Source organism: Lentzea californiensis (assembly GCF_024648825.1).
Classification (GTDB): Bacteria; Actinomycetota; Actinomycetes; order Mycobacteriales; family Pseudonocardiaceae; genus Lentzea; species Lentzea californiensis.
Map to the genome: position 1 here is coordinate 99,930 of NZ_JANBBE010000010.1, position 21,023 is coordinate 120,952.

Consider the following 21,023-nt stretch of genomic DNA (forward strand, 5'->3'; position numbering starts at 1 on the left):
GTAGATCGTTCGACTGGCTACAACGGCGTATCGGAAGTCATCCCGTTCCGGCGTAGCCGTTCGGGGCGCACCGATCGGCTACCCCGGAACGCGCGAAAGCCGGCGGGTGCGGGCGCGGCCGGTGGTGGTGTACCACTGGACGGCGATGATCGCGGCGAGGGCGAGTTCGACCAGGTCGCCGCCGTAGTACATCAGCTGTGCGCCGGTGTGCAGGTCAGTGGTGGTGAAGGCGGTGCCCGGCGGAGGTGTCGCGTAGAGGGCTTTGGCCAGGACGGCGTGGGCGGTGCCGGCGGCCAGCAGGGCCGTGGCGCGCCAGGTGAGGTTCCAGCGGTGCCTGACCGGGTCCAGCTGGCACACGGCGAAGGTGAACAGCAGCCCCGAGACCACGACGTGGGTGTGAACCGCGGCGTGCAGCAGCGGCTGGTGGTGAAGGCTGGCGAACAAGGACGTTCGGTAGAGCAGCCACAGACCGCCGAGATCCAGCACTGCCGCCAGTGGGGGGAAGACCAGCACGGTCGCTGGAGCGGAGTGCGCCACGGCCAGCAGCGTGCGCCGTGGCCGCACCGGCAGCACCCGCAGCAGCAGAGTCAGCGGGCGGGCCAGCACCACCAGCACTGGGGCGATCATGGCCATCACGAGGTGCTGGGCCATGTGGGCGGTGAACGGGCCACCTGGCAGCGGTCCCAGCAGCGCGTACGCCAGGACGGCGCACCCGGCGGTGAAGCAGGCGTCTCGCCACCTCGGCCAGGCGTCACCGCGCAGGCGCAGACGGGTACCGCCTGCCAGGTAAGCAGCCGCGGCCAGCAATGCCGTCGCCGCGATGACCATCCCGATCAGTCCTGGAGGCGCCGCGGTGGGCACGTGGTGCAGGTGAGGACCGCTCACGAACTGGCCCGTCGACGCGCGCGCACGGCGAGGACGATGCCCACCGCCAACAGAGCCAGCGCCGCGCCGTTCCACACCAGGTCGTACACCAGCAAGTCCACGCCATAGCGGACCTGGTGCAGGCGCAGCACCTTGTGGTCGACAATCCCGTCGAACAATTGGAAGCCGCCCAACCCGAGGAACAGTCCGGCCCAGGCATGAGCGGGGGCGAGGGCGTCACGACGGCGCAGGTCGGCGTACAGGACGAACCCGGCCACCAGGCCCAGCAGTTCGGCGGTGTGCAGCAGCCCGTCCGACACCAGCCCCACCGCCGGGGTGGACCGGTCGAAGAAGTGGTGCCAGGCCAGGATCTGGTGGAACACGATCTCGTCAACGGCGGCCATCAGCGCCGCGCCGATCACCGCGCACACGACCAACGATCGTCCGGGCAGGGTCGCGGGTTCCGGTGCAGAGGGCGGTAGGGCGTGCCCGGCGGATTCGCTCATCAGGCGAGGAGTCCTCCAGTCGGTGGTGCGGTGGGCCGTTCGCGCTACCGGGTGTGGGCACGCGTGCGGGGCAGTGGGCCGACGCCGGAGTGGCGGCCGGGCAGTACCGCGGCGTGGCGTTGCCCGGGCCCGGGACCGGAGCGGGCGGCCAAGGCGTCAGCGACGACACCGGTGGTCACGGCGTAGACGGCTTTGTGCAGCAGGTCCACCGCCAGTTCGCGGCGGGGCCAGGTCGGGGGCGGGGCGCCGACGCCGGTGGCGTTCTCCAGGATCTGGTCGTTGGTCAGCCGGACCACGGCGAACTTCGCTGAGGACCACGGGCCTCGTAGCCCGGCGTGCGCCATGACCGAGCGCAGCACGCCGAGCAGCACGCCTTGGCCGAGGTGCATCGCCAGGTTGACCGGCACCGGCTGCCGGCCACCAGGGCGTTCCCGCATGCCGGTGAGCCGTTGCAGCACTCGTGCCGGAACGTGGGAGTCGGGACGGCCGGTCAGGCGCTGTTCCACCTTCTCTCCCAGCGTCATCACCAACACCCCGGCGGTACCGGCGAGCAGTCCTTCCCACAACGCGCGTTTCATCATGTCGCTTCGAGTACCCGACTACGGGCGACCTATCCGGGATCTCGGTCCGGTGCAACGGTTTCACCGTTGATCGCGCATTTCACGGACGCCCGGCGCGCGGTCGCCTCCGGCTGGAGCAGCGATGCGGCGACGGTACGGGTCGTTCCGGTCACGGCGAGATCGCACCTCGGCGGCGCCGACGCCGGCACGTGGCGTGCAGGCATGCGCCGATCATCAGCACCAGCACACCCACGAAGACGAACATGAACAGTCCGATGAGTGCACCGATGATCACGCACGCCGCTCCGAGGAAGTCGACGGCGAGCCGTGTCGATCGGCGGTTCGCCGTCCGCGGTTCGGTGCCGTGTGCGGACAACGCCGCAGCCAGCTCGGGGTCGTTGACCGTGAGCCAGCGTTCGATCCGGCGCAGTTCTCGGAGTTCGCGGGCGGCGTCCACGGCTCAGTGCTCCGTTTCGCGGTCGGTCGGGGCGAGCACCTTCTCCGTGGTCTGGTCGATGCCCGCCGGTCCTGGCTTGGTGATGGAGACGTGGGATTCGGCGCGCATGCGTTCGACCATGTGCGGGTAGTGCAGCTCGAACGCGGGGCGTTCGGACCGGATCCTGGGCAGTTCGTGGAAGTTGTGCCGGGGCGGGGGTGAGGTGGTGGCCCACTCGAGCGAGTTGCCGAAGCCCCACGGGTCGTCGTGCCGGGCCGGTTCGCCGAAGCGGTAGCTGCGGAAGACGTTGTAGACGAACGGCAGGACGGACGCGCCGAGCACGAAGGAGCCGATGGTGGAGATGGTGTTGAGGTTGGTGAACTGGTCGCTGGGCAGGTAGTCGGCGTAGCGGCGGGGCATGCCCTGGTTGCCGAGCCAGTGGTGGACCAGGAAGGTGCCGTGGAAGCCGAGGAAGGTGGTCCAGAAGTGCAGTTTGCCGATGGGTTCGCTCATCATCCGGCCGGTGATCTTGGGGAACCAGAAGTAGATGCCGGCGTAGGTGGCGAACACGATGGTGCCGAACAGCACGTAGTGGAAGTGGGCGACGACGAAGTAGGTGTCGGTGACGTGGAAGTCCAGTGGCGGTGAGGCGAGCAGGATGCCGGACAGGCCGCCGAACAGGAACGTGACGATGAACCCGAGGCTGAACAGCATCGGCGTCTCGAAGGTGAGCTGGCCCTTCCACATCGTGCCGATCCAGTTGAAGAACTTGATGCCGGTCGGGATGGCGATGATGAACGTCGTGAGGGAGAAGAACAGCAGCAGTACGGCGCCGGTGGCGTACATGTGGTGGGCCCACACGACGACGGAGTACAGCGCGATGGCGATGGTGGCGTAGACGAGGCCCTTGTAGCCGAACAGCGGTTTGCGGCTGAACACGGGGAAGATCTCGCTGACGATGCCGAAGAACGGCAGGGCGACGATGTAGACCTCGGGGTGGCCGAAGAACCAGAACAGGTGCTGCCACAGGATGACGCCGCCGTTGGCGGGGTCGAACACGTGGGCGCCGAAGTGCCGGTCGGCCAGCAGCCCGAGCAGCGCGGCGGTGAGGATCGGGAACGCGAGCAGCACGAGGATGCTGGTGATCAGGATGTTCCAGGTGAAGATCGGCATCCGGAACGGGGTCATGCCAGGAGCTCGCAGGCACACGATGGTGGTGATCATGTTGACCGCGCCGAGGATGGTGCCGAGACCGCCGACCACGAGCCCGGAGATCCAGAGGTCCCCGCCGATGCCGGGCGAGTGCACCGCGCTCGACAACGGCGTGTAGGCGGTCCAGCCGAAGTCGGCGGCGCCCGCCGGGGTGAGGAACGACCCGACGACGATCAGGCCACCGAACAGGAACAGCCAGTAGGAGAAGGCGTTCAGGCGGGGAAAGGCGACGTCCGGCGAGCCGATCTGCAACGGCACCACGAAGTTGGCGAACCCGAACACGATCGGGGTGGCGTAGAGCAGCAGCATCACCGTGCCGTGCATGGTGAACAGCTGGTTGTACTGCTCGTTCGACAGGAACTGCAGGCCCGGCCGCGCCAGCTCGCCGCGCATCAGCAGCGCCATCACACCGCCGACCATGAAGAACCCGAACGACGTGATCATGTACATGATCCCGATCAGCTTGTGATCGGTGGTGTTCAACAGCTTCAGGAACGTGGAGCCCTTGCGGCCCCGTGCCGCCGCACCGGGGAGCGGCACGACCGGTGCCGGCTTCAACGTGGTCATGATTCCCCTCGACGCCGCGTGGTGGTTCCGCCGTGCAGGGCGTTGACTACCCTGCAAAATCGGGGCGACACATGCCAGAGCGAGTTCATCTGGGTGACTCGTCGATCGGGCAACAGATCGGCGTACCCCGGCCGACGGCACGACTCCGCGGGGTCGCGCTCTCCACCTGCGCGCGGGTGATCTCTTGCTGCAGGCCGGTGCCGAAGCCGTTCGCCACGTCGATCACCTCGCTCGCCACGGGGAGGGGGAAACCGGTGGCGGCATCGACGATCAGGAACTCTTCCTCGACACCCGGGGTGGGCGGATCGAGATTGCGGGGAAGCGGGGAACGGGTGTGGATCATGACGTCCGACCGGCACGTCGAACAGCCGGCGCTACCTGGACCGTCTCGACCGTGGCGCCTGGACCGACGTGCGCCTCGAACTCACTGGAGTCGCCATGGCGACCAAGCCTTGTCCCGGCCGCCGTGCGGTCGTCACCTACCTCAACCCCGATGTGATGCACCCGTCCGTCTTCGTGCACGGGGTGGTCATCGGAGCGCACGTGGTGGACCCGCAGACGTCACACACGTGGGTGCCGATCATGCAGCCCGACTGCACCGTGTCGGTGCTGGACACGAGTCACATCATCAGCGTGCGGCACTCGGAGCTGCGCTGAGAAGAGCCTGCCGTCGGCCTCCTGCCTGTCTCGAACCGCGACCGCAGGCGGCTCAGCTCGCGGTCCGGGCGTACCGATCGAGGGACAAAGCCTGCTCCACGTTCGCATGCAGTTCCAGGACCTGGTCGAGTCCTGTCATCTCGATCGCGCGCAGCACCGCACGATGCGCCGCGACGATTCGCAGAGGGATCTTCTCGGCGGCGGCGCGCCGGTGGTGCACCAGTAGCTGGTTGAGCCCGGCCGACCCGAAGAACCGGACTCCGGTCAGATCCACCACAACCGGGAACGACGGTGTCGCCATCGCGAGGGCGGTCTGCAGTTCGGTGCGCAACACGGCAATGGTTTGCTGGTCCACTTCTCCAGCGGCACGCACGACGATTGCGAGCCCGTGTACTTCTCGCTGCACGTGCAGCGGCTGAACGAAGATCTTCGACATGGCAGCCAGCGCCTCCTCACCTCGTGAACGCACGAGGGCGTTGCGTCCGGCTGCCGTGGGAAGCCCGGCAAGGATGTCGGGCCGTGAGCCGGACGAAGGAAGCAGCTGCGGGCTGAACCGCTTGCATGCGAGTTTAACCGCACTGCAGGCAAGCGCAATCCGGAATCGTTCCAGAGCGGCCCGGCGGCGCACCACCGCGTCGGCGAAGCCGCCGACGCGGGACTGCCCTCCGCGCCGGCGGTACCCACCGGAGTGGTCCTGAGGTGGTCAGTGCCTGCGGGGTGACCGGCGCAGCGCGAGGCCGAGGCCGATCATGCCGACGCCGAGCAGCAGGTGCAGCCAGTTGTCGGCGTTGTTGAGCGGTACGAAGTTGGCGGAGCTGTCGTGGTCGATCACCAGGCCGTACAGCCACAACAGGAGGTAGACCGCGCCGCCGCCGACGAGGTACCAGTACGCGCCGTTCACCGTCCGGGCCATCAGGAACCCGGCGACGCCGAAGGCGAGGTGCACGAGGTTGTGCAGGATGGACACCGCGAACACGCCGAGCAGCATCGCCTGCGACTCGTGGCCGGCGAACGTCATGGTGTCGTAGTTCGTGGTGAGGCCGGGGATGAACCCGGCGATGCCGACCAGCGCGAACACGGCGGCGACGGCGAGAGCCGCTTTCTGCACCGGCGTGCGCGTGGTCATCTCGGTTCTGGACATGCCGACTCCCGATGAGGGTGGGGAACCGCTTCGGTCGTGGCCCGGCTACCCCTGCGATGACCAGGCAAACTGCCGTCGACGTGTGGGCGTGCCCTGGTGGCCGTGACAGGAAGACGCCACCGGACCACGTGCGCCGCCACGCTGTCGCCGCTGCCCGAGCCCGACGTGGCCGGTCAGTCCCAACAGGACGGTCACTGACCACGATCGGGACGTTTCGCGGCCGTTCACCTGGGAATTCGACTCATGCCCGCTCGTGACGACGATCGGCAGCCTCCGCCGGTGAAGCAGGCGCCGGAACCACCTCGGTGGTGTTCGCGCTACGAGCAAGGCGGTGAGATCGTGGAACACGCGCGCCCGAATGACGTGTGGAGTCCAACTGTCGGTGTGGAGGAGGAGTTCCTCCTGGTCGACCCGGTGACCGGGGTGGCGGTGAACCGGTCGGACGAGGTGGTCTCCGTCGCGCGGGAGCTGTACGGGCTCGAGCTGGACTACGAGCTGACCAGGGCCCAGGTTGAGACCAACACCACGGTCTGCCGCGACGCCGGGCAGGTTCGGCGTGAACTGCTCGACACACGCGCCGCGGTCGCGATGGCCGCGCGCACGGCCGGGTGCCGTGCCATCGCGGTCGGGGCGCCGCCGCTGGGCGACGCGACCGGTGTCATCACGGACAGCCTGCGGTACCGGCGGCTGGCACGTGAGTTCGGAGCGCTGGCCGCGCAACAGCTGATCTGCGGATGTCATGTGCACGTCGCCGTGCCGGACAGGGAGACCGCGGTCCAGGTCTGCAACCACGTACGACCGTGGCTGCCCGTGTTGGGCGCGATCACGGCGAACTCTCCGTTCTCACGGGGTGTGGACACCGGCTTCGCGAGCTGGCGGTCGATGGTGTGGTCGCGATGGCCGGTGTCCGGCCCGCCGCCCTACTTCACCTCGTGGGAGCACTACGAGTCCGTGTGCGACACGGTGATCGAGGCAGGCACCGCACTGGACCGGGCGATGATCTACTGGGACGTCCGGCCGTCCGACCACCTGCCGACCGTGGAGGTGCGTGTCGCGGACGTCGCCCCGAGTGCCGGCGACGCGGCACTGCTGGCGGCGCTGGTGCGTGCCTTGGTCGCGACGGCGGTGATGGACGTCGAACGCGGTGTGCAGGCCGTTCCCGTGCCCGCCGAGGTGCTGCGGCAGGCCTGCTGGCGTGCCGCGAGGGACGGTGTGACGGGACGCGTCTGGGACGTGCTGTCCGGCCGGGCGCTGCCGGTGCGGCAGTTGCTGGACGAGCTGGTGCGCCGGCTGATGCCGGTGCTCGACGCCAACGGCGACCTGCCTCTGGTGGAGCATGGTCTGGAGCTCCTGGACAGCGACGGAAGCGGCGCGGATCGTCAGCGCCGCACCTACTGCGGCGGGCAGGTGGAGCCGCTGCTCGGTCTGCTCGACGCCCACGCGCCGCACCGTCCACCGCAGGATCAGCCCGGTGGCCGGCGGGACCGTCGAGCACATGCCGCGCGCCACCGCCATGGGCACGCTCCTGCCGCTCCGCATGCGCTCCGAGGTCCCCTCGCCGGAAGCCGGTTGACCACCGGCGGCGAGTAGCGGTGGTCAGCCGATGCCGCGCTGCTGCAGCCACATCTCCAGCACGCCCAGGTGCCACAGCGCGTTCCCGCCGGTCTTGGTCGCCTGGCCGTTCGGGTCGGCGAGCAGGGCGTCGACGTAACCGGGGCGCAGCAGGCCGCGACGGCGGGCGGCGGGGGAGCCGAGCACCGACCGGAGCAGGTCGAGGACCTCGCCGTCGAGCCGGGTCAGCGCGGGCACCGGGAAGTAGCCCTTCGGCCGGTCGACCACGTCGACGGGCAGCACGTCGCGTCCGATGTCCTTGAGGATCCCCTTGCCGCCCTGGCCGGACTTCAGCTCGGGAGGACACGCCGCGACCAGCTCCACCAGGTCCTGGTCGAGGAACGGCACGCGCGCTTCGACGCCCCACGCCATCGCCGTGTTGTCGACCCGCTTGACCGGGTCGTCGGGCATCAGCAGGTGGGTGTCGGTGCGCAGCACCGCGTCCAGCGCAGTCTCCGCGCCGGGAGCGGCCAGGTGACGGGCGATCAGCTCGCCGCTGACGTCGTGGTCCGGCAGCCGATCGGCTTCCACGAGCTGTGAGAGCTCGTCGTGGGTCAGGTCGTGGAACGCCTCGCGGAACACCTCGGCCACCCGTTGCCGTGCCGCGCCCGCCGCGGGCTGGTGGTAGCGGTAGCCGGCGAACACCTCGTCAGCGCCCTGTCCGCACTGGACGACCTTGACGTGCTGGGACACCTCGCGGCAGACGAGGTGGAACGCGGTGACGTCGTGGCTGCCCATCGGCTCGCTCATCGACCCGACTGCGTGCTCGACCGCCGAGGCGATCTGCTCGTCACCGATGTGCAGCTGGTGGTGGTCGGTGCCGAACTTCTGCGCCACGGCGTCGGAGTAGACGAACTCGTCGCCGTCCACGCCGTCGCGGCCGGTGAAGCCGATGCTGAACGTGCTGGGCCGCTGCCCCTCCTCGGCCAGCAGGGCGACCAGCAGGCTTGAGTCCAGCCCGCCGGAGAGCAGCACGCCCACCTCGACGTCGGACACGGTGCGCCGCCGGACCGCGACGCGCAAGGCCTCCTGCACGGCGTCCTGCCAGTCCTGCGCGGTCCACCCCGAGTGCTCGGGCCGCCGTGTGTACGACGGCCGCCAGTAGACGTGGTCGCGCGGTGCCCGGCCCGGTTCGAGAACGCGGATGGTGGCAGGCGGCAGCTTGCGCACGCCACGCAGGACCGTGCGCGGCGCGGGAACGATCGAATGCCAGGTCAGGTAGTGGTGCAGGCCGACCGGGTCGAGCTCGGTGTCGACGCCGCCACCGGCCAGCAACGCGGGCAGCGTGGAGGCGAACCGCGTCCGGCCGCGCACCTCGGCCAGGTAGAGGGGCTTGATGCCCAGCCGGTCCCTGACCAGCAGCACGCGGTCGCGCCTCCGGTCGACCAGGGCGATCGCGAACATGCCGACGAGGTGCTCGACGAACCGCTCACCCCAGCGGTGGTAGGCCTTCAGGATCACCTCGGTGTCGCTGGTGGACGTGAAGCGGTACCGGTCCGACAGCTCGGCGCGCAGCTCCTTGTAGTTGTAGATGCACCCGTTGAACGCCACCGCGAGCCCGAGCTCGTCGTCGACCATGGGCTGCGTGCCGGTGTCGGACAGGTCGATGATCGACAGTCTTCGGTGCCCGAGCGCGACCCGTCCCTCCGACCAGTGACCCGCGCCGTCCGGTCCCCGCGACCACATGGACCGCGTCATGCGCTCCACCGCGCCGACGTCCGGAACGTCCGCCTGATCCGCCACCACCTCACCGGCGATCCCACACATGGCGAGTCCTCCTTGGACGGTTCACCTGACAGGTGGCAGTCGAATACCCCGATCGCGGACGATCACGCTCGACGAGCCGGACCCGTGTGTGAGCAAGAGCACGTTTGCCGTGGCCACCTGTGCCTTGACGTGGGGGGCCTGTGGGCCCGGCAATGTCTACATGCAGCTCCTGTCCGCCGGCGAACCGGCGATCAACGCCGGTCCGGACCTGGACCTGGATCTGGATCTGGCCACGATCCCCGTGCTCGCCCGTCGGATGGCGGACGGCACGCTGACCTCGGCGGAGCTGACCCGCGCCTACCTGTGCCGCATCGCCCTCGTGGACGGACTGGTGCGGTCGGTGCTCGCCGTCGACCCGACAGCGTTGCGTCAGGCCGAGGAGAGCGACCTGCGGCGGGCGTGCGGGCAGTCCCGTGGACTGATGGACGGCATTCCCGTGTTGCTCAAGGACAACATCGACACCGCCGGCCTGGCGACCACGGCCGGATCCCGGGCGCTGCACGTGCCGCCGCGCGAGGACGCCGGGCTCGTCGCACACCTCCGCGCCGCCGGTGCCGTCGTGCTGGGCAAGGCGGCCATGACGGAGTGGGGGAACTTCCGCTCGCCGTGGGCGGTCTCCGGCTGGTCCGCGGTCGGCGGGCAGACCGTCAACCCGCACGTGCTGGACCGCAACCCGAGCGGCTCGTCGTCGGGCTCGGCCGTGGCGGTGGCGGCGTCACTGGCGCAGGTCGCCGTCGGCACCGAGACCAACGGCTCCATCGTGTCCCCGGCGGGTCACGCAGGTGTCGTCGGGTTCAAACCCACTCTCGGCAGAATCAGCGGGACCGGGATCGTGCCGATCTCGACCAGGCAGGACACGGCGGGTCCGCTGGCGCGGCACGTCGTGGACGCCGCGATCCTGACGTCGGTCCTGCAAGGTCGCGAGGTGCACCACCTGCTCACGCCCGCCACGCTGCGGGGTGCGCGCGTCGGCGTGTGGCGCCAGGTGGGGTTCGGCGCCGAGACGGACCAGGTCGTGGAGTCCGTGGTGGCGCTCCTGCGGCGTTGTGGCGCCGTGGTGGTCGACGTCGAGCTGTCCTACCTGGACCGCATCGACGCTGCCGGACGACCCGCGTTGCTCGCCGAGTTCAAGCACGACCTGGAGCAGTACCTCCGCACCCGGCCCGGCGTGCCGCAGACGTTGCGCGAACTGATCGAGTTCAACGAGACCGACCCGATCGAGCTGAGCGAGTTCGGGCAGGAACTGTTCCACGACGCCGAGAAGGCGCCGCCGATCACCGACTCGGCCTACCTCGAGCAGCGGCGGACGGCGACCGGCCTGGCGCGCCGGTCGATCGACGAGGTGCTCGCCGCGCACAGCCTGGACGTGATCATGGCACCGACCAATGGTCCCGCCTGCGCCGCCGACGCCGGTGACGCGCCCGGACCGAGCACCGCCATGCCGGCCGCGGTCGCGGGCTACCCGGACGTCACCGTCCCGGCCGGGTTCGCCGGGCCGCTGCCCATCGGCGTGTCGTTCATCGGCGGACACGGGGAGGACGAGGCGGTCCTGCGGTTCGCGGCGGCCTTCGAACGCGCGGCCTCGGCACGGCGGGCACCCGGCTACCTGCCGACGACGCCGGTGCTGCGCACCTAGACGCGGCCGACGGGTCGAGGCCGAGCCACCGCTGGAGCCGTTGTGCGGCCAGTGCCCGGCGAACACGAGCACGATCACGTTTCCTCACCGGTTCAGGCGGTAGTCCTCTGGTGGACCACGTCTCCGAGGAGAGGACGCCCATGCCGAACGACCTGCGACGACCTTGCCGGGAGCGGTGGGACGACGTGGCGGGGCGGCAGGTGCGGAGCCTGGAGGCGGGCTGGGAGCACACCTCGGGTCCGCTCGTAGTGGTCGTACCCGGCCTGGGAGCGCTGGGCTACCTGATGGGCGCGGTCGATGCCTGTGCCGGCTGGGCGCGAACAATTCTGCTCGACTTACCCGGCTTCGGCCGTCGAGGTCCGCAGGGTTGCCCTCCGGAGATCCCCGCCATCGCGGAGACGGTGTCGGCGTGGCTCACGCGGGTCGCTGACGGTCCCGTCGTGCTGGCAGGGCATTCCACGGGCGCGCAGGCCGCACTGCACGTGGCTGCGGCACATCCGGATCGCGTCGGTGCGCTGGCCTTGCTGGGACCCACCTTTCCGCCGGAGCAGCGTGTCCTCAGTGGACTGGCGCGCGGCTTCGCCCGCAACTCCCGCCACGAGCCGCCTGGTCTGTGGCGGGTGACGTTGCCCTACTACCTGCGGGGAGGTCCGAGGGCCCTGACGCGCTTCGTCCGGTCCGCGCAGCGCGACGAACCCGAGCGGGTCATCACCGGCGTCAGGTGCCCCGTCCTCCTCGCCCGCGGCGAACACGACGCCTTCGCGCCGCAGTCGTGGCTCGACCGGCTCACCGCGGCAGCACCCGACGGGCGGTCCACGACGGTGCCGGGCGCACACACTTTCCCCTTCCACCAGGGACCGCTGACCGCGGATCTCATCGCACGCACGGCCGATCTGCGCTGATCTGCTCGTGCGCGCGATCCTCGGACTTCGCGGGAGTGCCGTGACCCGCGCTTGCTCACCAGCTTCTGTCCACAGTGGATTGGCTGGTCGGTGCGTCTCGGCCAAGTGTCGCCCGTCCAGCTGCATAGGAACGATCTTCCCGTCGCCGGACGTCTTCTTCTCACCACGTTGCCGCGCCGGCAAAAGACGTCGGTGCGGGCTCGTAGCCGAGGCGCGTCCGGGCGGCTGTGATGTCAAGGGTGCGCTCGCTTGCCAGGTGGCTGATGGCGTACCTGGTCAGGCGGGGAGGCCTGGCTCGGCCCGCCAGTCGCCAGACAGGCTCGGCCATCGCTGCCAGGGACCAGGCGAGTCCCAGGGGGAGGTAGCGGATCCGGACGTCCAGGCCACGTTCCCGCAGTAGGTCCCGCAACGCACTTTCCAGTACGACCGGCGAAGAGTCCGCCACGTTGTAGACGCCGGGTCGGCCGGTGCAGGCCAGCAGGCTGGCTCGTGCGAGGTTGTCGATCGACGTGAGCGACTGCAGCGCCTGCCCGTTGCCCACGAGGAACAAGGTCCGGCCGCGGATGGCGCTCAGCACCCGTGGAAGCAGTGTCGGGTCGCCCGGGCCGTAGACGGCATGGGGGCGGAGGACGACGCTGTTCGGGCGTGCCAGCACCACTCCCTCGGCCTCGGCCTTCGTCGCACCATAAGCGGTGAGGTAGCGACTCACCGGGGCGGTGGACTCGATCGCCGAGATGGTCGGCCTGAACGGGTCGTACACGCTCGCCGACGACATGTGCACGAACCGTGCGCCAGGGAAGGTCTCCAGGACGCTTCGAGTACCGGAGACGTTCACCCGCCGGATCTCCGCAGGAGAACCCCAGTCGGTCACGGCAGCGGCGCAGTGCACCACTGCGTCGACGACTGGCGGGTCGATCAGCGGCCCCGCCGTGATGTCCCACGAACGTGACCCGTAGGCGTGCACCTGCCAACCCCGTGCTTCGGCGGCACGGCGCACCGCCCCGCCCACGAAGCCGGTCGCCCCCGTCACCGCGATCCGCATCAGCGAGCCAGTCTCGCACGGAGGGCGGATCGGTCGATCTTCCTGTTGCGGCCCGACAGCGGCAGCTCCGGCAGGACCACGACCTCGTCGGGCAGCGCGTAGACGTCGATCAGTTCTGGCAGCGAGGCTTGGACCCGCGCGGCCAGTCCGCGGCCGGCGTCAGGGGCGGGCACGAGTGCCAGCACGATCCGCTCGTCGCCGATCTCGTCCGGCACGCCGATCATGACGGCGGCCGCGACTCCCGGCAGGCGGGCGATGGCCGGTTCGTACAAGCCGGGATACACGTTGGTCCCCTTGCGGAGGATCATGTCCTTCTTCCGGCCGGTGAGCACGATCAAGTCGCCCTCCAGACGAGCCAGGTCGCCGGTGGCGTGCTCTGTCAACGGTGGCGATCCCAGATAACCGCGGCACAGGTTGGGCCCGGACACCATCAGTTCCCCGTCCTCGGCGACGCGTGCGCGCACGCCCGGCAGCGGCCGGCCGAGGAGGTCGCCGTCGTGCGCGAGCTTCTCCTCGGCGGTCGCGATCGCCACCGGAAGGATCTCGGTCATGCCGTACACGGCGAGCAGTTCGACCCCTGGCAGCGCGGCTCGTGCACGTCGCAGCAGAGGTGGCAGGACCGGTGCGGAACCCAGCAACACCTGGCGCAGCGACCGTGGCAGCGCGACCCCGCTGTCGAGGATCGCGGCCAGGTCGGAAGGCACCAGGAAGGTGTGGGTGGCGCCCTCCAGGCCGGCCGCGAGCGCGGCGGGCTCGGCGGCGGGCGCGAACCCGTAGGGCGGCATGGACCAGTGCCCACCCGCGATGAGCGCGGGCAGTCCCAGCATCATCTGGTCGGTGTGCACTCGGGCGTCCGGACCCAGTTCGCACCGCGTCGCCAGCACGTTCAGCGCGGCCGCGAGCGAACCCCTGGTGTGCACAACGGCTTTCGGCTCTGCCGTGGTGCCCGAGGTGAACACGACCACGGCGTCCTGGTCTGGTCGGGGGTCGGGCAGTGGCGCGCCGGCAACTGGTTTCGCGAGCCGCCGGGTGGACACCGCGCGCAGTGGTACACCGGGCAGCCATGGCCCGGATCTGATGTACCGCACCGGTAATGAGGTGTAGTCCGGTAGGAGCACACCCCTGCGACGAGCCAAGGCGCGCACCGGGCCGGGTGCGCTCGCCGCGTACAGCAGGGACTCCGCCGCCACCCACGCCGGCCCTGCCAGGTCGGTGCGCCTCGTGAAGAGCTCCTGCCCGCCGCCGGGGTCGACGAACACCACCGTGCCGCCGGCCGCGACGGTTCCCAGAGCCAGGACGATCGCGTCGGGCCCTGGTCGCACGGAGAACAGCATCCGGCTTCCGGGCGAGAAGCCCCTTGAGCGCAACCGGTGCGCTGTGCCGAGTACGCGGTCGGCCAGCTCGGCGTAGGTCGTCGTCCTTCCGCGTCCGTCGGTCAGCGCAGGCCTCCGGCTGTGGCGCCTGGCCGCCTGCAACACCCCGATCAGAAGGTCGTCAGCCACGGCGCACCACCAGTCTCGAGTAGGAGGGGATCAGCACCCGCCGGGCGGCGCTTCGGTCCACAACGGACAAAGGGGCTGCGTCGAGCACGGCGCCGAGCACCGCGCGGATCTCCGCTTGAGCCAGCGGCATGCCCAGGCAGAAGTGCGGTCCCGCGCCGAACCACAGCTGCCTGATCTGCGGCGGGTGCCGACGCTCTGGATCGAAGGCCCCCAACGCGTTGGCCGCCGAGATCGTCGCGATCACCACCCGGTCGCCCGCCCGCACCCGCACCCGGCCGATCCGGGAGTCCGCGGCCACGCTGCGCAGCATCACCGGCGAAGGCACGGTCACCCGCAGCGCCTCGGCGACCGCGTCGTCGACCCGGCTCCTGTCAGCGGCCAGCCGGTCCAGCCAGCCGAAGTCGTGCAGCAACGCCACCAGCCGCGGGACGTACGACACCAACGTCTCGGTCCCCGTGAGCACGAACGCCGCTACCGCGCCGAGCGCCTCCTCCTCGGTCAGTCCGAGTTGCCGCATCCGGCCCGGCACAGTCGTCGGGTCACCGGCGGCCCACGCCCGCGCGGCCGGCCGGGTGAGCACACCCAGCGACTGCCGGTACCGCAGCACCTGCGCGGGCGTCAGCGACCGGCGGCCCAGCCGGATCGCCGACGTGATCGCGGTCCCTGCCACGTGTGCTGCCACCGCCTCGGACACGTCCAGTCCGACCAGTTCGCAGATCACCGCACCCACCAGCCGCCGCACGACGGCCACCAGGTCGACCGGACGGCCGGCTCTCAGGGCACTCCGCAACTCCTCCACCGGTGCGTCGAGGACCGCCCCGCACAGATCGGACACGCTGCGCGGTGTGAACAGCCCGGACAGCTTGCGCCGAAGGTCGCCGTGCGCCGCGCCTTCCATGTTCAGCAACACGGTCGGGCCCACCACAGGCGTCCACAGGTCCGCAGGTGACCCAGGTCCGGTCTTGGTGAAGTGCTCCGGGTCGTTGAGCACTTCCTTCGCGAGTGCGGCGTCGCTGACCACGACCCCGACCCGCGGTACGCGCACCACCGGTGCGATGCGGCCGACGGCGCGGACCAAGGGGTAGGCGACCGGGTGCGCGGCCAGGTGGAGCCTCGACTCCCAGTTCATCGGATGTCCACGACGTCCGGCCGGTAGCGGTGGTCGGCGTACCAAGCGAGCGTCCTGCGCAACCCCCATGCCCGCGCCCGCCGCGACGAGCCGTGGACGACGACGTCCCGCCGCCGCCCGTAGGCTGTGGTGTGCAGGCGAACGGCGTTGACGAGGGCGCGGTCCTCGTGCAGGTCTTCGATCTTCGACCGCGGGAACCCACCGGCGAGCACGTACAACTCGGCCGTGATCGCCATGTTGCAGCCGGGCGTCATCACGTACGGCCCCAGGTAGCGGGGATCTCGGTTGCCCGACCTCACCTTGCCGAACACCGAAGCGACCTCGACGGCGACGATGAGCACCCACCGCGTGACAGCCCGAACCCCTTCGTCCTCGCGCGGCAGGAGCTGCCCTGACACCAGTCGAAGTCCGCTGCCCAGCGCGGCCTTGATCCGAACCGTCCAGTCCGGTGCCGGCAGGCAGTCGGCGTCCGTGCGTGCCAGCCATCGCGCCCCTTGGGCGACGGCGTGGCGCATCCCGGTGTCCGCCGCCGCGCCGGTGCCCTTCTGGGGCTCGTGCACGACTTCGAGCCGCAGCCCCGGATTCTCCTGATGGAACCGCTGCACCAGGTCCACCGTGGAATCGGTCGAGCCGTTGTCCACCACGACCAGCGTGAAGTCCTGGTCCTCCTGTGCCGCAAGAGATCTCAGCGTCGCGACGATGGAGCGTTCCTCGTTGTAGGCCGGCACGACCACCCACAGGCTCACAGCCGCACCACCACGAGACCGAGGCTCACTCCACCGGCCAGGCCCACCAACGCGACGAGGTCGCCGGGACCGCAACGGCCCATGCGCTGCGCGGTGACCAGCTGCAGGGGCAGGCTCGCGGATGCCACGTTGCCGTGCTCGGGCAGCGTCACCACCAGCTTGTCGCGCGGCACGCCCGCGCCCTCGGCGAAGATCTCCAGGTAGGGCAACGACACCTGGTGCACGCATGCCACCGCGAAGTCGTCCCAAGTCAGATCGAGCCCGCGGAGGGTGTCGTCGAGGACGTCGCGGCCCAGGTGCAGGAACGCGTCCTTGAGCCGCGGACCGTCCATGTCGAAGTAGGTGAACTCCGGATCGCGCGGATGCCGAGACCCGCCGCCGGGCAGAGTGCCGACGTCCCACCACGTCGAATCCGCGGTGAACGCACTGCCCAGCACGCCGGCATCACCCGCGGTGAGCAGCACGGCCGCGCCTGCGTCGGACAGCGTGTAACCGGGAAAAGCACGTCGGAACTGCGCTGCATTCGCCACGTCCCACCGCACAGCCCGCGACGGTGACTCACCGCTGGCGACCAGAACGGTGCGGTAACGCCCCGCCGAGATCAGGGCGTCGGCGACCTCGATCGCGTTGAGAACGCTGTTGCACGCGTTCTTGACGTCCATCACGGGGCAGCGCAGCTCGAGCTTCGCCGCGACGATGTGGGCGGTCGCCGGCTCCACCATGTCCTGACTGGCGGAAGCGAACAGCAGCAGGTCGATGTCCGCCGGCTCGGATCCGGTGTCCGCCAGCAGCTTGCGCGCTGCCGCAACGGCCAGGTCAGATGCCTGCTCGTCATCGCGCATCACGTGCCGTGACCGAATACCGGTCAACCGGCCTATGAGCCCAGGCGGCGGAGTGAACGGTCCCAACCGCCGCTCCACCTCGTCTGTGCTCAGCCGCGTCTCGGGCAGATGCACCGCCACACCGGCCATCCGTGTACTCACTCCCGCACCTCCTGTGTGCACGTTATATGCGGTAGCCCGGAGCGACGTCGGTAGATCTACTCGGATGACGAGGCAGGTGGGATGGCGGCGGTTCCCAGGCGCCGCAGGCCGAAGTCTGCGCTAGCGTTGAGCTCGTCAACCGGCGGTGCCGGGCACGATGCATCTCTCCTGATGCGAAATCGTGCTGCATCCCAAGCTGCTGGCGCTGACTTCGTGGGGCAGCGGTTCATCTGGGGCAGGGCTTCTGTGGTCGTCCATGTGGAGACGACCCGCAGACCTCCCGAGCTTGGCAGCGGGCGGTGTCCGACGAGTTGATCGACGACGGACGGAGGCGCGGTGGAGACCTCCGGCGCCTCGGTCAGGGGCAGGGCCACGTGGTCATCACCGAGACGGTCAAGGCGCAACGGGTCGAGGATCTGCGGCCTGGGGTGGAGCTCTTTCGCCCAGCGAGCGAACCACGTGATCAGCGCCGTGTTCTGGTCCTCGAACGACGTCCCTAGTTCTGGAGCGGCGTGGCCTTCGTCCTGATCGCGGGACCGAGGTCATCTGCCTTCTGCCTGGAGCCGATCGAGTTCCCTGATGATGGCGGGGTAGACGGCGGGGTCTTCTTCGACGAGCCGGTCGACGGTGTCCATCCAACTGCTGATGGTGAGCGCTTCGGCGAGTTGCGTGCGGAACGAGAGCGGCGATGAACCCAGGAAGAATGGTGATGCGACGGAGCGAACCGCCGATCCTTCCTCTTCCCTCATGATGTGAATGGGAGAGGCTTTCAGTCGATCTGCGAGCTCGGTCAACGTCCGCAGGCCTTCCGGCAGATGCACCGCCCAGGCGTGATCGCCGTTGCGCTTCGCTTCGGCGGTCAGTTGGTCCTGGACCAGGTGCAGCCTTCGGAGCAGTAGTTCAGCGGTGGCCCGGTCGCCCATGTCGACGGCGGTGCGGAGTGCGGCGCGCAGGATCGTCGCCTGTTCGTCGAGTTCGATCGCGTCGGTCGCCAGGGAGATCACTTCGTCGAGCATCGCCCGATTGCGGGTGGCTCCGGCGATGAAGTCGAGAGCCGCCGCGCGGTGACGGGTCACGTCGGCGGTTCGAGCGAGTCTGGTGGCCTCGTTCTCCTCGCCGGCGCCGAGCAGCATCCGGATCATCTCCATGCGCGGCCGCTGTTGCAGTGAGGGTTGTGTGATGTGGTCGAACGCGGCTTGGAAGCGGCGGAGGTCGCCAGAGGCCGCTGCGGTCTCGGCGAGCCGTTGCCAGGCCGCCGAGCGGATTTCAGGGTCCTGCAGGAAGCTCGCCGCTGTCTCCGCGCGGTCGACGTCTCCGAAGTCCGTCATGACGTCGATCCACCTCAGGAATGCGCGTTCATCCGAGCTCGGTGATGTCGAGCGGGCGGCGTGCTCGGTGGCCTCGATGATGCGTTCGGCTCGGTTGGATTCGCCACGACGCAGGAAAGCGAATGCCACCGACAACGCCCCGCTGAAGTCCTTCTCTGGGAGCAACAGCGTGAAGGTGGACTTCTCGGCCCGGTCGCACTGTCCCGCATCGGCAGCGGCCACCGCCGTCGCCATGACGGCGAACCGTTTGAACTCGTCAGGCGCAAGATCGTTGAGGGCCGGCTCGACCTCGGTTCGGAGCCGGTTCGCCCGGACGGGGTCCGCACCCCTGCCCGCCGCGAACTCGACGGCGGCGAGTGCGGCGCAGCGGTGCTGTGCCTCCGCGCCGGTTCGGGCCAAGGCCTCGGCTTCGTCGAGGTCGCCGTTGTTCGCCAACGTCCGCACGATGCCCAGCAACGCGTCCTCGGGGTCCTCGACAGCGGTGTGTGTCTTGGTGAAGGACAACGCCAAGTCGACGAAGCCGCCGCTGGCCAATGTCTCCGCCACCTCCACGACTTGTCCGTGCGAGCGCAGCTCGTACGTTGATTCGGGATCGGTGGCCGTGGCTGCGAGTTCCGCCGCTCGTTGCTGCCGGCCCAGGGCGGCTGCGGCGGCTGCCATGGTCGCGAACATGAGGGCGTTCGCCTGGAACTTGACGGCGGTGCCGAACAGTCCCTCACGCGCCGGCTCTGACGTGAGCGCCTGCTCGGCGTCCTGGTACCACCGCTCGGCGTGCTCACGGTTCGCGGTCGACAACGCCGCGAGAGCCGCGGAAGCACAGACGTGGGCCTTGGAGTCGGCGGAACTCAGGTGGTCGATCAGGCGCTGGGTCCTGTCGTGGTCGCCGACTTTCACAGCAGCCTCGGCCAGTTCCCGGTGCAGCCAGTCGCCCCAGAACTGATTGAACGCCAACGTCAGGGCCTCGGCCGTGTCGAGCATGCGGGCCGCGAGGTCCAGTCGACCGGTGCGGTACAGCATTTCCGCCGTGCCCATGAGCGCACGAGTGCGTGCGATCGGTTCGCTGATCGACGCGATCAGCATCTGTGCGTGGTCGACCCGCCCAGCCCTGGCCCAGATACTCGGAAGTGGCGCCGGGATCCAGTCCCCACCGTCCTGAAGGCTGGTCCGGTGCACGGCGAGCCGGGCCAGTGCGGTGAGGTCCGGCTCGTCATCGCCGAGGAAGACCGCCTGTGCGGTCTCGATCTCGGTGAGGGAGGCGTGGTGGTTGCCGAACATCCTGTGGGCGGCGTTCTGCCGGCGGGCGTCGATCACGTGGTCCAGCAGACGCTGCCGGTCGCCTGTCGCCGCGAGCAGCGCGGCGTGGCCTTGCAACAGGTGCCGCGGAGTGTCGGCTGGCCATCTACGCGCACGATAGGAGCTCGCCCACTCGGCAAGCCGTTGCTGGAACGAGCGCAAGCGCGGACCGAGCATTTCCACGGCCAGGACGTGCAACTGGTCGTGGGCCAGGAGGTAGACCGGCGGTTCCCCTGGGCGGCGGGCGAAACTGCGCCCCGCTGTGGTGCTCAGGTCGTCCTCGACCTGCCATTGCGATGCGCCGGTCAGCTCGGCCAGGTCTCGCGCGGACAACCCGCCGCCCGCCGCAGTGACGAAGCCGAGCAGGTCCTGTTGCACCTGGCTGCCGCGCATCAGCCGTTTGAGGTCCCTGGTCATCACGTCGTGCACGGCGCTTGCCTCCGGCGATGGGGTCAGTCGTTCGACACGCGCTGAGGTGCGCAGCGGGTGGTCCTTGTGCACGTCGCTGGGAAGTGCCGGGTCCGGGCGCCCCGCGACGACCACCCGGACGCCGCGGTGGGGGAGCAGCGCCGCGATGCTGTGTGCGTCGGCGGATCCGTCGAGTCCGCGGTCCTCGTCCAGGCCGTCGACCACCAGCACGAAGTGCTCGCCCTGCGCGCGGATCTGGTTCGCCACCTCCACGAGCAGTCTTCGAAGGAACGGCTCACGGGTGGCGTCGGTGAGATCCGGGCGAGGAGGACGCTTGGCGAGGTCGTGGAGCTGCTCCAGTACGCAGTCCACGAAGCCGCGCCGGTCGTTCTGGCCCGGTAGCTGCGAGGTGACGAAGAACGACACCACATGCACGTTCGGCGGCGGGTGCAGGACGAACCACGACAACAACGCGGACTTGCCCGACCACGCCTCCGCCCGCCACCAAAGGTAGCTCTCGACGGCCGACTCCGAGGTGCAGAACGCCGTCAAGAGTGCCAGTTCGTGGGATCTTCCTTCGAGGCTCTCCGGCCTGAGTGCTTCCACCTGGGCCAGATAGGCGGAGCGAGCAGGCCGCGCCGTGTCCACGTGCACGTCGCCCACCAGCACGCCGACCTGCAGCACAGGACCGTCGACCCGGCCGGACACCTCGTTGGTCCACGACATGCACCTG

At 69.6% G+C, this 21,023-nt stretch carries 19 protein-coding genes; 4 read left to right on the forward strand and 15 right to left on the reverse strand.

What is annotated here, in order from left to right; all coding sequences use genetic code 11:
• Window positions 1–78: 78 nt before the first annotated feature.
• The 6 genes from LX88_RS30815 to LX88_RS30840 form a co-directional block, all read right to left on the reverse strand.
• A complete protein-coding gene (locus tag LX88_RS30815) occupies window positions 79–885 on the reverse strand; it encodes a cytochrome c oxidase assembly protein (RefSeq protein WP_258951283.1) in 807 nt (268 codons plus the stop codon).
• Window positions 882–1,295, reverse strand: coding sequence for a DUF2243 domain-containing protein (locus LX88_RS30820; RefSeq protein ID WP_258951284.1), 414 nt, complete (start codon window positions 1,293–1,295; stop codon window positions 882–884). Before LX88_RS30820 ends, LX88_RS30815 begins: the two co-directional genes overlap by 4 nt.
• Before the next feature lie 119 nt (window positions 1,296–1,414).
• On the reverse strand, window positions 1,415–1,951 hold the full coding sequence (locus tag LX88_RS30825; protein ID WP_258951285.1) for a hypothetical protein: 537 nt from the start codon (window positions 1,949–1,951) through the stop codon (window positions 1,415–1,417).
• A gap of 148 nt (window positions 1,952–2,099) precedes the next feature.
• Window positions 2,100–2,387 carry a DUF3040 domain-containing protein gene (locus tag LX88_RS30830; RefSeq protein ID WP_258951286.1) on the reverse strand — a complete coding sequence of 96 codons (288 nt, stop codon included), beginning with the start codon at window positions 2,385–2,387 and terminating at the stop codon, window positions 2,100–2,102.
• A 3-nt stretch (window positions 2,388–2,390) separates the two neighbouring features.
• Window positions 2,391–4,145, reverse strand: coding sequence for an aa3-type cytochrome oxidase subunit I (ctaD, locus tag LX88_RS30835; protein WP_258951287.1), 1,755 nt, complete (start codon window positions 4,143–4,145; stop codon window positions 2,391–2,393).
• 85 nt (window positions 4,146–4,230) lie between these two features.
• Window positions 4,231–4,488: a hypothetical protein gene (locus tag LX88_RS30840; RefSeq protein WP_258951288.1), complete on the reverse strand. Its 258-nt coding sequence runs from the start codon at window positions 4,486–4,488 to the stop codon at window positions 4,231–4,233.
• 95 nt (window positions 4,489–4,583) lie between these two features.
• On the opposite strand from LX88_RS30840, the gene LX88_RS30845 reads away from it, so the two are divergent.
• On the forward strand, window positions 4,584–4,802 hold the full coding sequence (locus LX88_RS30845) for a hypothetical protein (protein ID WP_258951289.1): 219 nt from the start codon (window positions 4,584–4,586) through the stop codon (window positions 4,800–4,802).
• 52 nt (window positions 4,803–4,854) lie between these two features.
• On the opposite strand, the gene LX88_RS30850 is transcribed toward LX88_RS30845, so the two are convergent.
• Both LX88_RS30850 and LX88_RS30855 read right to left on the reverse strand, forming a co-directional pair.
• Window positions 4,855–5,433 carry an STAS domain-containing protein gene (locus tag LX88_RS30850; protein ID WP_258951290.1) on the reverse strand — a complete coding sequence of 193 codons (579 nt, stop codon included), beginning with the start codon at window positions 5,431–5,433 and terminating at the stop codon, window positions 4,855–4,857.
• A 72-nt stretch (window positions 5,434–5,505) separates the two neighbouring features.
• On the reverse strand, window positions 5,506–5,943 hold the full coding sequence (locus LX88_RS30855) for a DUF4383 domain-containing protein (protein WP_258951291.1): 438 nt from the start codon (window positions 5,941–5,943) through the stop codon (window positions 5,506–5,508).
• A 339-nt stretch (window positions 5,944–6,282) separates the two neighbouring features.
• On the opposite strand from LX88_RS30855, the gene LX88_RS30860 reads away from it, so the two are divergent.
• Window positions 6,283–7,533 carry a carboxylate-amine ligase gene (locus LX88_RS30860; RefSeq protein ID WP_258951292.1) on the forward strand — a complete coding sequence of 417 codons (1,251 nt, stop codon included), beginning with the start codon at window positions 6,283–6,285 and terminating at the stop codon, window positions 7,531–7,533.
• A gap of 6 nt (window positions 7,534–7,539) precedes the next feature.
• Here LX88_RS30860 and LX88_RS30865 read toward each other — a convergent pair whose 3' ends face one another.
• Window positions 7,540–9,321 (reverse strand): N-acetylglutaminylglutamine amidotransferase, encoded by a 1,782-nt coding sequence (locus tag LX88_RS30865; RefSeq protein WP_258951293.1) that lies wholly within the window; start codon window positions 9,319–9,321, stop codon window positions 7,540–7,542.
• A 160-nt stretch (window positions 9,322–9,481) separates the two neighbouring features.
• On the opposite strand from LX88_RS30865, the gene LX88_RS30870 reads away from it, so the two are divergent.
• A complete protein-coding gene (locus LX88_RS30870; RefSeq protein ID WP_258951294.1) occupies window positions 9,482–10,957 on the forward strand; it encodes an amidase family protein in 1,476 nt (491 codons plus the stop codon).
• Between the two features lie 140 nt (window positions 10,958–11,097).
• Window positions 11,098–11,859 carry an alpha/beta fold hydrolase gene (locus tag LX88_RS30875; protein ID WP_258951295.1) on the forward strand — a complete coding sequence of 254 codons (762 nt, stop codon included), beginning with the start codon at window positions 11,098–11,100 and terminating at the stop codon, window positions 11,857–11,859.
• Between the two features lie 160 nt (window positions 11,860–12,019).
• On the opposite strand, the gene LX88_RS30880 is transcribed toward LX88_RS30875, so the two are convergent.
• The 6 genes from LX88_RS30880 to LX88_RS30905 form a co-directional block, all read right to left on the reverse strand.
• Complete coding sequence (locus LX88_RS30880) at window positions 12,020–12,901, reverse strand: NAD-dependent epimerase/dehydratase family protein (protein ID WP_258951296.1); 882 nt, start codon at window positions 12,899–12,901, stop codon at window positions 12,020–12,022.
• Window positions 12,901–14,403 carry a class I adenylate-forming enzyme family protein gene (locus LX88_RS30885; protein ID WP_258951297.1) on the reverse strand — a complete coding sequence of 501 codons (1,503 nt, stop codon included), beginning with the start codon at window positions 14,401–14,403 and terminating at the stop codon, window positions 12,901–12,903. The genes LX88_RS30880 and LX88_RS30885 overlap by 1 nt, the downstream gene beginning before the upstream one ends.
• Window positions 14,396–15,532, reverse strand: a complete 1,137-nt coding sequence (locus tag LX88_RS30890) for a cytochrome P450 (RefSeq protein WP_258951298.1) — start codon at window positions 15,530–15,532, stop codon at window positions 14,396–14,398. Before LX88_RS30890 ends, LX88_RS30885 begins: the two co-directional genes overlap by 8 nt.
• On the reverse strand, window positions 15,529–16,278 hold the full coding sequence (locus tag LX88_RS30895) for a glycosyltransferase family 2 protein (protein WP_258951299.1): 750 nt from the start codon (window positions 16,276–16,278) through the stop codon (window positions 15,529–15,531). The genes LX88_RS30890 and LX88_RS30895 overlap by 4 nt, the downstream gene beginning before the upstream one ends.
• Window positions 16,275–17,249 (reverse strand): 3-oxoacyl-ACP synthase III family protein, encoded by a 975-nt coding sequence (locus tag LX88_RS30900; RefSeq protein ID WP_258951487.1) that lies wholly within the window; start codon window positions 17,247–17,249, stop codon window positions 16,275–16,277. The genes LX88_RS30895 and LX88_RS30900 overlap by 4 nt, the downstream gene beginning before the upstream one ends.
• Window positions 17,250–17,803: 554 nt before the next feature.
• Window positions 17,804–21,016, reverse strand: coding sequence for a P-loop NTPase family protein (locus LX88_RS30905; RefSeq protein WP_258951300.1), 3,213 nt, complete (start codon window positions 21,014–21,016; stop codon window positions 17,804–17,806).
• Window positions 21,017–21,023 lie beyond the last annotated feature (7 nt).